At 33.3% G+C, this 12669-nt stretch carries 8 protein-coding genes; 5 read left to right on the top strand and 3 right to left on the bottom strand.

Annotated features, from left to right (window positions below):
* Nucleotides 1-191: 191 nt before the first annotated feature.
* From E0W69_RS09595 to E0W69_RS09585, 3 genes are read right to left on the bottom strand one after another with little or no spacing between them, the layout of a single operon-like run.
* A complete protein-coding gene (locus E0W69_RS09595; RefSeq protein WP_191968022.1) occupies nt 192-1157 on the bottom strand; it encodes a CHC2 zinc finger domain-containing protein in 966 nt (321 codons plus the stop codon).
* A gap of 47 nt (nt 1158-1204) precedes the next feature.
* A complete protein-coding gene (locus tag E0W69_RS09590; protein ID WP_131329846.1) occupies nt 1205-1420 on the bottom strand; it encodes a hypothetical protein in 216 nt (71 codons plus the stop codon).
* Between the two features lie 4 nt (nt 1421-1424).
* Nucleotides 1425-1739 (bottom strand): helix-turn-helix domain-containing protein, encoded by a 315-nt coding sequence (locus tag E0W69_RS09585; protein ID WP_131329845.1) that lies wholly within the window; start codon nt 1737-1739, stop codon nt 1425-1427.
* A gap of 395 nt (nt 1740-2134) precedes the next feature.
* On the opposite strand from E0W69_RS09585, the gene E0W69_RS09580 reads away from it, so the two are divergent.
* From E0W69_RS09580 to E0W69_RS09560, 5 genes are all read left to right on the top strand, one after another.
* The gene (locus E0W69_RS09580) at nt 2135-3694 is read left to right on the top strand and encodes a type I restriction-modification system subunit M (protein WP_131329844.1); all 1560 of its coding nucleotides are present in this window, start codon (nt 2135-2137) and stop codon (nt 3692-3694) included.
* On the top strand, nt 3684-4898 hold the full coding sequence (locus tag E0W69_RS09575; RefSeq protein WP_131329843.1) for a restriction endonuclease subunit S: 1215 nt from the start codon (nt 3684-3686) through the stop codon (nt 4896-4898). The genes E0W69_RS09580 and E0W69_RS09575 overlap by 11 nt, the downstream gene beginning before the upstream one ends.
* A gap of 27 nt (nt 4899-4925) precedes the next feature.
* Nucleotides 4926-8039, top strand: coding sequence for an SIR2 family protein (locus E0W69_RS09570; RefSeq protein ID WP_131329842.1), 3114 nt, complete (start codon nt 4926-4928; stop codon nt 8037-8039).
* A 73-nt stretch (nt 8040-8112) separates the two neighbouring features.
* On the top strand, nt 8113-9456 hold the full coding sequence (locus tag E0W69_RS09565; RefSeq protein WP_131329841.1) for a Fic family protein: 1344 nt from the start codon (nt 8113-8115) through the stop codon (nt 9454-9456).
* A gap of 28 nt (nt 9457-9484) precedes the next feature.
* Nucleotides 9485-12619 carry a type I restriction endonuclease subunit R gene (locus E0W69_RS09560; RefSeq protein ID WP_131329840.1) on the top strand — a complete coding sequence of 1045 codons (3135 nt, stop codon included), beginning with the start codon at nt 9485-9487 and terminating at the stop codon, nt 12617-12619.
* Nucleotides 12620-12669: the final 50 nt, after the last annotated feature.

Genomic DNA, 12669 nt, shown 5'->3' with positions numbered 1-12669 from the left:
TTGCAAGTCCAATTGTGAAACAATTGAACAACTTGCTATATCCACGCGGATATTCAAGGCTTCCAATACAGCTTTTTTCAGATGAAAAATGTGCTGATGAAATTGGTAACATAAAGCACCCTAAAAATTTATTTTAAAAACTTCTTGAACTATGTTTTTTGAGAACTGTATTGGCGGATGAAAAGAAAGATTCATCGTCGTAAACCATAAGAAATTTTAGGTTCTTCCTGCTCTTTGCATTGTAAATCCTGAGGGACCAAATAAGTATTTAGATCCTTAAAACTTTCATATAAATGACTACAGTCACTTATCTTTTCACTCCAAGAAAGCGCATGCTTGGTAGCCTTTTTACCGGCCGTATCACCGTCCAAATACATATCTATTTGACCAAAAGACAAAATCAAATCTTGCGATTTATTTAGAAAAGACAGCGAGTTTAGTACTAAAATACTGTCTGGTTTTTCCGTAAAGTGTTTGTCTTTTTCGAGTAATTCTAGAAAAGACAATATGCTAAAAAAGCCCTCAAATACACTCAAACTCTGCTGTGAAATATCATTTTTACCTTCAGTTAATGAAATAATCGTTGGCGCTTTTGGCATGGAACTTCCCTTGAAATATTTGTTCCGAAGCTCATAACCGCCGTCATTGTTTGCAAATCCTAAGGCTGTATAGTTTCGTTCTTTCAATGAATAATCTACTTCTTTCAAAAACTTTTCTGCAATGGAAATGGAGATATGTCTACTTTGAATATATTGTCTCAAATAATATTTTTGGACGGAACGTTCTGCAATAATGTGGATATGTTTGTCTGCATTTTCGAAGTTGTCTTGCTCGATATTCTGTTTATTTTTTGCCTCCATAGTAGAAGGATTTAATCCCAAGTATTCTTGCAATTTTGTCAAAGATTCCTTGAAATCACATCGGTGAAATGCCTTGATAAAATCTATCAAGTCTCCGCCTTGTCCCGTTCCATGATCATACCAAATTTGCCTCCTTCGATCGACTTTGAAGGATGCGGTATGCTCTTCATGTAATGGAGATTTAAACCAATAGTCGTGATGATTTTGCTTGGAATATTGAAATCCTAAAGAAACAATATAATACACTAAATCTATTTGTTCCTTGGCTGCTTTGAAATTGAATTGCTCGTTTTGCATAACTATATTGTTTTGTAGATGAGATTGTTTGATGAGGATAAATCGTTTCATTTCGGAGCACAAAGCCAGTCAAATGCAGCTTTCTTCCAATCTCTTATGGGAGTGCCACTTTTGGTTTTCCATTCGTTTCTTTCCATAAAATTCCAAAACTGGGAAGCATTCAATTGCGGAACTCCTTTTTGTAAAAAGTAGACTAACACCAACTCTTTTTTTGGCGGAATTCGACATCCAAATCCTTGATGTTTTTGAATAATATTTTTCATGACGCTAGTTTTTTAGAGGATTTTTTTTAAACTGTTCCATCATCTTTTCGATATCTGTTCGATAGTAAAAGATAGCACCTCCAATACGGGTGAAAGGAATTGTTCCCTTATCACGCATCGCCTGTAAGGTTGGTCCACTAATTCCCAACAATTCTCTGACCTCATAACTTTTAAGCCATAGCTTCGAAGGAGTGCCAGTTATTTCCTTGGAAAGTTGTCGAATAGCGTGTAGTAATTCTATCTTGAAATCTTCCAAATCTCCTCTTGTCAAAAGTTCATCACGATGAAGTATTAATAATTTTCGGTTGTATTCTTCCATGATTTTCCGTTTTCTTCTAAAGCAAAACTCAGGTAAGTAAAACTGAATAATCACAAGGTGATGACATGTGGGTACCGTTAAAATTTGTTAAAGTATAAGGACTATTTTATGTAAGAAATCCATAATCGGAGATGCAAAAGTTCAATGAACAAAAAGGAGGATAATACAAAACTTTAGAAGATTTGCACCATAAGATAGAAGATAGAGTGAAAGCCAATAAATAAGTTATACAAATGAAGATACTCTATAACATAATAAATTACGGTATTCCGTAATGTCTTTGTTTAAATATTAAATATCTTGCCTTGCTTTTTAATTTTTAATTGGACAATGGTGATTTTTTGTTGAGATTTCATATTTCTTCTTGTAAATTGGCATCCAGAATAATTTAAAATATGGCCAAGGCATCTTCCTCTAAATCCACTGAAGAAATTCTCTGGGACTCTGCAAATAAACTACGTGGTTCTGTGGAACCATCCGAATATAAACATGTTGTATTAAGCTTGATATTTCTCAAGTTTGCGAACGATAAATTCTGGAGACGAAGACAAGAGCTTATCAACGAACATAAACAAGACTTTTTAGAAATTCCAGAATTCTATCAAGCAGAAAATGTATTTTATTTGCCTGAAGAATCTCGTTGGACATTTATCATCGAAAATGCAAAGCAAGAAGATATTACCTTAAAGGTGGATTCTGCACTCAAAACCATCGAACGTACCAACAAATCTTTGGAAGGTGCATTGCCAGACAATTATTTTTCACGTTTAGGTTTGGATCAATCCAAGTTTTCAGCTTTGTTGGATACGGTGAATAATATTGATACGCTAAAAGATGAATCTCAGGATATTGTAGGCAGAGTATACGAATATTTTTTGTCCAAATTTGCCATTGCAGAAGGGAAAGGTAAAGGCGAATTCTACACGCCAAAATCCATCGTTAACTTAATTGCGGAGATGATAGAACCTTTCAAAGGTAAAATCTATGATCCTTCTTGCGGTTCGGGTGGCATGTTTGTGCAATCGTTGAAGTTTATAGAGAATCATAAAGGAAATAAAAAAGACATTTCTATTTACGGACAAGAACTCACGAATACCACTTTTAAATTGGCAAAAATGAACTTGGCAATTCGAGGGATTTCATCCAATTTGGGATTGAAAGCAGCCGATACTTTTGGCGACGATCAGCACAAAGATTTGAAAGCCGATTACATTATGGCTAATCCGCCATTTAATTTAAAAGATTGGCGTGCCGAAAACGAATTGACCGATGATCCGCGTTGGGCAGGTTACAAAGTGCCGCCAAAATCCAATGCCAATTACGCTTGGATTCTCAATATGATTTCCAAACTATCGCAAAACGGAGTGGCAGGATTTATCTTGGCAAACGGCGCGTTAAGTGGTAGTGGTGACGAATACGAAATACGTAAACAGATTTTGGAAAATGATTTGGTAGAAGCGATTGTTATTTTGCCGAGAGCGATGTTTTATTCCACTGATATTTCGGTGACACTTTGGATTTTGAACCGAAATAAAAAGGCTCACAATGTACAAGTAATCGATGGCGAAAAACATTACCGTGATCGCCAACATGAAGTTCTGTTTATGGATTTGCGCCAAAAAGGTGAACCTTTTGAAAAGAAATACATTCAGTTTTCTAAAGAAGATATCCAAACTATTACTACAACGTATCACAATTGGCAACAAGAGGCTTGGAAAGAAAATTATGAAAACATTCCAGAGTTCTGTTATTCGGCCAGTTTAGAAGAAATCCGTAAGAAAGATTACTCTTTAGTGCCGAGTAAATATATTGAGTTTGTGAATAGAGATGAATCTTTGGACTATAACAATCAAATGCAGGCTTTACAAACCGATTTGCAAAGCTTATTTGAACAAGAAGCCGAACTAAAACAACAAGTTCAAAACGTATTTAAAGAGTTGGGCTATGAGTTATAGAAAGCTAGGCGAATTTATTCGGCAAGTAAATGTGCGCAATAAAGATTTAGATATTCAAACGCTACTTGGTGTTAGTAATACGAAGAAGATGATTCCTTCCATTGCCAATATAGTTGGAACGGATATGTCAACTTATAAAATAATTGAGAAAAGGCAATTTGCTTATGGTACAGTAACTTCAAGAAATGGTGATAGGCTTTCTGTAGCTATATCAGAAGAGTATGATAAAGCATTGGTTTCACAGATTTATATTGTTTTTGAAGTAATAGATGAAAAAACGCTATTGCCAGAGTATTTGATGATGTGGTTTTCACGTCCAGAATTTGATCGGTATGCTCGATTTCATTCTCACGGAAGTACAAGGGAATCTTTTGATTGGGAAGAGATGTGCGAAGTGGAACTTCCAGTTCCCAGCATCGAAGAACAGCACAAAATAGTTGATCAATACCAATCGGTGGCTAACAAAATAAAAGTCAACGAGCAAATTTGCGAAAAACTAGAAGCTACTGCACAAGCTTTGTACAACCATTGGTTTGTGGATTTTGAGTTTCCAAATGAAGAGGGAAAGCCTTACAAATCTTCAGGAGGAAAAATGGTTTTCAACGAAGAATTGCAAAAAGAAATTCCTGAAGGCTGGGAGGTTGGAAGGGTTTCAGATCTGGTTTCTACGCAGTACGGATTTACTGATATTGCAAATCCAAACAACGGTTCGGCCAAATTTTTGAGAATTACAGACGTTGTTAATAGCAATATTGATTGGGAGAGTGTTCCTTTTTGTAATATCAATGATAAAGAGATTAGTAAATATTTAGTTGAATTTGGTGATATATTAATAAGTAGAACAGGGGCAAATGTTGGATATGGTAAAATGATTTGGAGGAGTTTCCCTAAAAGTGTATTTGCTTCATTTCTTGTAAGGTTAAAACCTAATAATGAAAAATTTATTTCATATTTAAATTGCCTGATTATATCAGATAACTATAAATACTTTGTATTAAATAATGCTGAAGGTTCCGCACAACCACAAGCAAATGCAAATATTCTTACTAAAATGGAATGCTTAGTACCTAATAAAGAAATCCATAAAGAATTCAATTCTGTGATTTTTCCAGATTTTGACTTAAAGGAAAATTACGAAACCCAAAACCAAAAACTCACTCAACTCCAAAGTTTGTTGTTGTCTAGATTGGCGAGAGGAAATTAATAATAACCCCAAAGTACGCTTTAAAGTATGGACTTAGATTTTGATAAATTTAAAAGATCGTTATTCATTTCAAAAGATGATAAATACGCTTTCCTTTTGGGCGCAGGCTGTTCGATATCTTCGGGAATACAATCAGCTTATGATTGTATTTGGGAATGGAAAAAAATGATATATCAAACTAGTAATAATATTTCAAATGACTGGATTGAAAATTTTAGAAATAAGAAAAATCAAGAAATTATACAAAATTGGCTAGATAGTCAAGGCCGGTTTCCTCCAAATGGATCTGATATTGAATATTCTTTTTATGCGAGTGAATGTTTTGCAATAGATGAAGATAGAAGGAAGTATTTTCAAAAAATTTGCTCTAATGCTCAACCTTCTATAGGGTACAAAGCAACAGCATTATTAGCCAAGGTCGGTTTTGTAGATACTGTTTGGACTACAAATTTTGACGATTTAATGAGAGATGCATGTATATCACAACGTTTTCAAGCAATTGATATAACATTAGAAAATACGACAAGAATTATAAATAGGACTCAGAATACAAGTGAGCTTCCTATTTTAAAGCTTCATGGAGATTTTAAGTTTGGTGAATTAAAAAATACAGAAGAAGAATTAAAAACTCAAGATGAAGTGTTTCGAGAAAAAATGATTGAATATCTGAAGGATAAACACTTAATTGTATTTGGGTACAGTGGTAGAGATCATTCGTTGATGAATACCTTGCGTGAATTATATTCAAAAGATGGAGGAGGAAGATTATATTGGTGTGGGTACAAAGAAAATAAAAGTGAAGCAGTTAAAGACCTAATTTTTGTAGCAAATGAAACTAGAAAAAGAGCCTTCTATGTAGGTACTGAAGGATTTGATAATGCAATTTATCAAATTGCTCAATTATTATTAAATGAAAATAATGAAATCTATAATGAGTTTGAGTTACTTTTAAAAAGTGACACCAAAAAAGTTGAATCAATTCCTTTTAATCTTTTGCCTAAGAAAACCAATACCGTATTAAAGAGCAATTTTTTTCCAATAGAGTTTCCAAAAGAAGTTTATGTTTTTGAACATACAATTACCGGAAAAGTATGGGAATTTTTGAATGAGAACATCTTACCAAGTAAGGAAATTGCAGCAGTTCCAATTGGTAATCAAATATGGAGCATTGGAAATGCAGAAAATATAAACAAATTTTTTGGTTCCTTTATTCTATCTAAGTTGGTAAGAAAACCAATAACTGAAATCAAAAATAGTTCTAATAATCTCATATATCTATTTCTTTCATCATTATGTAAGTATTATTCATTGGAAAAAAATCTAAAAACGGATAATAAAAGAAAGTTATGGAACGAAAGTGAATATAAAATTATTAGAGGACATAAGGTGTATAGTGCAATTCGTTTAAATATTGAAATTATATCAAACCAGTTCTACATTACTTTAAATCCAGATTTTCATGTTGATTCTAAAGATGAAATTCATGGCATAGGATTAGAATTTTTTCATCATATATGGAATGATAAATTCAATAAATATGTATCAAAATGGAGAGAGATTTTATTTAAAAACAGTAATGAATTTGATTTTCCTAATAAATCGAATTCTGGATTCAGTTTTAAAATCCAAAAGAATCCAATCTTCACATTAATTGATGACCTTACGAGAAGTAGCAATGAAATACATAATGTTCCGCTTCATCTAATTAGATATAAAGGAGTTAAATTTAGAGAACCTAATTTGATTTTTAGTTCAAATAATGGAGGTAAAAGATGCTTAGAACCGCACCCGATGAAAGGTTTGGTTAATCATAAACCTTTTGAAACAGGAATTGATCACTTCTTGAATAAAGAAGTAAAAATGTCAATTTTATGTATCCCTGAATATTCTCAAAAATTAAATAATTTTTTAAATAAATTAAATACAAGAATAGCTGTCAATAATCCTAAAGAAAGTTATCTGATTAATTATGAAGGATTTGAGAATATTTATAATATAAATTTAGAGATTCCAAATATAAATTCATCTGATTGGAGAATTCTTGAAGATTTTCAATTATCGAGCGAGATAAAAAATATTTCAAATAAGATTAAAGAAAATATTTGCTCCGAAATACTAAAAGTAAGTGCATCTAGAACTCAGAAAGTAATTGTCATTTTCATACCAAATAAGTGGTTAAAATATACTTCCTTTTCAAATGAATATGAATCTTTTGATTTGCATGATTATGTAAAAGCGTTTTGTGCTGAAAAGGGTTTGACTTCTCAGTTCATAACAGAACGAACGCTTTTAGATTACAAACAAGAATGCCAAGTTGTATGGTGGCTTTCACTGTCGTTTTATGTGAAATCATTTAGAACACCTTGGCTAGTAGAAAATTCAACAACAGATACTGCTTTTGCGGGGATAGGATATAGTGTAGATAAACACAATAAGAATAATCCTATTATCTTAGGTTGTAGTCATTTATATACATCTAATGGAGAAGGTTTAAAATATAAACTATCGAAATTAAGCAATGATAAGATTCAATGGAGGGATAAAAAACCTCATCTCTCATACGATGATGCATATGATTTTGGACGATCTATTATCAATCTGTTTTATGAATCGATGAATGAAATGCCAAAACGAGTAGTTATACATAAAAGAACTTTTTTCACGCAAGAAGAAAAAGATGGTATTTGCGATAGTTTGTTAGAGAATGCTAATATTCAAAATGTTGATTTAATCGAAATAAATTTTGAAGATGATGTTAAATATGTATCCAGTAAAATTAAATACGGAAAAACAGAAATTGATGGTTATTCTATTGCTCGTGGTACATGTATTCAATTAACAAGTTATTCAGCTTTGTTATGGACGCATGGCATTATTCCATCCGTGAAAAATCAGTATGCTAATTTTTATCCAGGAGGAAGATACATTCCTAAACCTTTAAAAGTAATTAGACATTATGGAAATAGTACATTAGAACAAATATCTAATGAAATCTTGGGACTTTCAAAGATGAATTGGAATTCTTTGAATATGTATTCGCAATTGCCGGCAACTATATTTTCTTCTAATGAAATTGCAAGAATAGGTAAATTAGTGAATCATATTGGTAATTCAGAATATGATTATAGATTTTTTATTTAACTCCTTTTTCGTATCGTAGTTTCCGCAAGTATGTATTAAACGTCATAGATCTCATTAACATATCAAAGAAAAAATGCCCGAAAATCAACATACCGAATACAAGCAAAAAGTAACGCCAGAATTGGAGAAAGAAGTGGTGGCATTTCTTAATTCCAAAGAAGGTGGCGTGATTTATATTGGCATAGATAAGCATGGAGAAATAGTTGGCTTACCCGATGCCGACCAAGAACAATTGTTGATCAAAGATCGATTGAAAAACAATATAGTTCCCTCATGTTTAGGTTTGTTTGATTTGGCATTGGAGCAAAAAGAAGATAAAGACATCCTCAAAATAATTGTGGCAGGTGGTTATGAAAAACCATATTATGTAAAGAAATATGGACTTTCGGAGAAAGGTGCTTTCATTCGCATAGGTAGTGCTGCCGAACCAATGACTGCAAGACAAATTGAGAGTCTTTTCAGTAAAAGAGTGCGCAATGCTATTGGTAATATTCAGTCGCCCAAACAGGATTTGAAGTTTCAGCAGTTGCATATTTATTATCAGTCGGTAGATAAAACACTGAATGAACAATTTGCAAGAAATCTTGAATTGCTCACAGAAGATGGCAAGTACAATTATGTAGCTTATTTGATGAATGATATCAATACCGTATCTATAAAAGTGGCGCGTTATAAGGGTTTAGATAGGGTTGATTTAATAGAAAGTAACGAATATGGTTATGAATGTTTAGTAAAGGCGACTAAACAAGTATTGGATAAGCTCCAACTTGAAAATCGCACTTCTACTAAGATAACTGCTAAAGAACGACAAGAAACTCGTTTATGGAATGCCATAGCCCTTCGGGAAGCGGTGATTAATGCTTTTGTGCATAATGATTACACCAGAGAAATAGCACCAAAATTTGAAATATTTGCCGATCGTATAGAAATTACCTCCTATGGAAGTTTACCTTCTGGCTTGTCGCAAGAGGAGTTTTTCGAAGGTTTTTCTGTTCCGAGAAATAAGGAATTGATGCGTATTTTCAAGGATTTGGATTTGGTAGAACAATTAGGTTCGGGTGTGCCAAGGATTTTGCAAGCATATCCAAAAGAAAGTTTTCAGTTTTCTGAGAACTTTCTTCGATTGTCTTTACCTGCAAGCGAAGAGATTGCCCCGCAAGATACCCCGCAAGATACCCCGCAAGATACCCCGCAAGATACCCCGCAAGTTGAGGAGCTTTTGAAAGTGATGGACGGACAACATTCCAGACAAGAATTACAAGACTTGCTTAAGTTAGTCGATCGTGAAAATTTCAGATTAAATTATCTACAACCAGCCATTAACGCAGGGTATATAGCTTTGACTTTGCCTGACAAACCAACCAGCAGGAACCAACGTTATTATTTGACTCAGAAAGGGAAAAATACGATCAAATAAAGGGTTTCAGAATAGAATTGTGTACATCATGAAATATACAGAATCACAACTAGAACAAGCATTTATTAGCCTTTTGCAAATAGAAGGTTACGATTATATTGACGGAAATAAATTAAAAAGAAAATCTAATCAAGATGTTCTAATAAGAGAAGATTTACAAAATTTTCTACTGAATCGGTATTACGATTTGGAAGAAATTGAATTAACAACCATCATCAACGAATTAGCTTTTCAGTCTGCATCTAATCTGTATGACTCCAATAAATATATATGCAAACTATTAGCAGATGGATTTATTTTCAAACGCAACGATCCCAATAAAAAGGATTTACATATTCGCTACATCGATATTGAAAATAAGCATAACAACTCCTTTAAAATTGTCAATCAATTAGAGATTCAAGGATCGGAATTACGTATTCCAGATTTGATTTTGTACATCAATGGAATCCCAATAGTAGTTTTTGAATTTAAAACGGCCATTGATGAGGAAGTCACCATTCATGATGCATTCAAGCAACTCACGATTCGATATAGAAGAGATATTCCAGAATTGATGAAGTACAATGTATTTTGTGTGATTAGTGACGGTATCAACAATAAATCAGGCACTATATTTTCTCCTTATGAATTTTTCTATGGATGGAACAAAATTACTGGTGAAGAAAAGAAAGCACTCACAGGAATAGAAACCACTACCTCCATAGTTCACGGAATGTTGAATAAGGCTCGTTTAGTAGATATTATACATCATTTTGTATTGTTTCCTGACACTTCCAAAAATGAAAAGAAAATCCTAACTCGATATCCTCAATATTATGCTGCCAATAAATTATTTCAGAACATTCTAGCACATAGAAAACCCGAAGGAGATGGCAAAGGCGGTACTTATTTTGGCGCGACTGGTTGCGGTAAAAGCTTCACCATGTTGTATTTATCGAGATTGTTGATGCGCTCTACAAAATTTTCTAGCCCTACTATTATCATCATTTCCGATAGAACAGATTTAGACGATCAATTATCGAGAGATTTTACCAATTCTAAAGATTTTATTGGGGATGAAAATATCATCAATATTACTTCAAGAGAAGATTTACGCAATAGATTAAAAGGCTTAGAAAGTGGTGGTGTGTATTTAACTACCGTTCAAAAGTTTGCGGAAGACGATGATATTTTATCTGATAGAAACAACATTATTTGCATTTCAGATGAAGCCCACCGTAGCCAAGTCAATTTGGATTTAGAAGTAAAAATTGATGAAAATGGTGTGAAAAAATCTTATGGTTTTGCCAAATATTTACACGATTCTTTGCCCAATGCAACGTATGTCGGTTTTACAGGAACACCAATTGATAAAACGTTAGACGTGTTTGGCGATGTAATCGATCAATATACCATGTTTGAATCGGTCAACGATGAAATTACGGTGAGATTGGTGTACGAAGGTAGAGCGGCAAAAGTTAACTTGGATAATGAGAAGGTGGCAGAAATTGAAAGCTACTATGAAAATGCAGTAGAAGAAGGGGCAAGTGAATATCATGTGGAAGCCAGCCAAAAAGCCATTGCGAAAATGGAAGTGGTTTTAGGCGATAGCGACAGAATAAAAGCCATTGCTCATGATTTTATCAAACATTACGAAAGCCGTTTGGAAGAAAAAGCTACTGTCGCTGGAAAAGTGATGTTCGTGTGTGCTTCCAGAGGAATTGCGTATAAACTATTTCAGGAAATAGTAACGTTACGTCCTGAATGGAACGAAATAAAAATTGCCGAAAATCTTACCGAAAAAGAACAAAAGGAAGTTTTACCAATTGAGTATATCAAAATGGTAATGACCCGAAATAAAGATGATGAAAAAAAATTGTGGAATCTTTTAGGTAGTAAGGATGAACGGAAAGAATTAGATCGTCAATTCAAACAAATAAAATCTAATTTCAAAATTGCGATTGTAGTCGATATGTGGTTGACTGGTTTTGACGTACCATTTTTGGATACAATATATATTGATAAACCTTTGCAAACACACAATTTAATTCAAACTATTTCTCGAGTCAATCGAAAATATGAAGGGAAAGATAAAGGTTTGGTGGTGGATTATATTGGCATCAAAAAGAATCTGAATCATGCATTAGGGATGTTCAACGGAACGACTGCTGACGATGATTTTGAAGATTTAGATAAAGCTGTTGTAATTGTAAAAGATCAAGTAGAATTACTCCGTCAATTTTTCCATCAATTTGACACGACAGAATATTTTGAGGGAAATCCTGTAGCGCAATTGAAATGTTTGAACAGAGCTTCGGAGTTGGTTTTGGAAACGGAGAAATCGGAAAAATTCTTTATTGACGTTACCAAAAAATTGAAATCAGCATATAACCTGGTAAGTGGTTCTAATTTATATTCGGAAAAATATGTAGATGAAATTCATTTTTATTTCGCGATCAAATCTATCGTGGTAAAATTGACCAAAGGTGAAGCTCCTGATACTGCTCAAATGAATGAAAAAGTGAGCAAAATGGTAGAGGAAGCCATCATTTCGGAAGGCGTGGAAGAGATTTTTAAATTAGATGATAATAAAGCCAATGCAATAGATTTATTCAATGATAAATTCATTGAGAGAATAAGCAATTTAGAATTGCCAAATACCAAAGTAAAAATCCTAGAACGCTTACTTAAACAGACTATTTCAGATTTTAAGAAAGTCAATAAAATTAAAGGAATTGAGTTTGCCGAACGTTTACAAAGTATCATTAATCGATATAATGAGCGAAGTGAGCGAGATATTTTGGATTATGACGGTATTCAAACAGATACTTCTGAACAAATTTTGGATTTGATTCTAAAGTTAAGGCAAGAAATGGCTTCGTTTGAAGATTTGGGAATTGACTATGAAGAAAAGGCATTTTACGACATTTTGGATATGATCTGTAAACAATATGGATTTGAATTTGATAAAGATAAAATGCGCGAATTGGCTCGTGAGATAAAATCCATAGTAGACAACACCGCTAAATATCCCGATTGGAGCGAACGTGACGACATCAAAGCCCAATTAAAAATGGATATTATCGTCAAGTTGCACCAATTTGGTTATCCGCCAATTACACAGGATGATGTTTACAAAAATGTATTAGAGCAGGCAGAGAATTTTAAGAAGAATAGATAATATTAACGATGATATTCCTATTTTGAATAGTCAAAATTCATCAACAATAC

Origin of the sequence: Rhizosphaericola mali (assembly GCF_004337365.2) — a bacterium.
Taxonomy (GTDB): domain Bacteria; phylum Bacteroidota; class Bacteroidia; order Chitinophagales; family Chitinophagaceae; genus Rhizosphaericola; species Rhizosphaericola mali.
The sequence above is the reverse complement of the archived record's forward strand: the minus strand, read 5'-3'. Positions and strand labels throughout refer to the sequence as shown.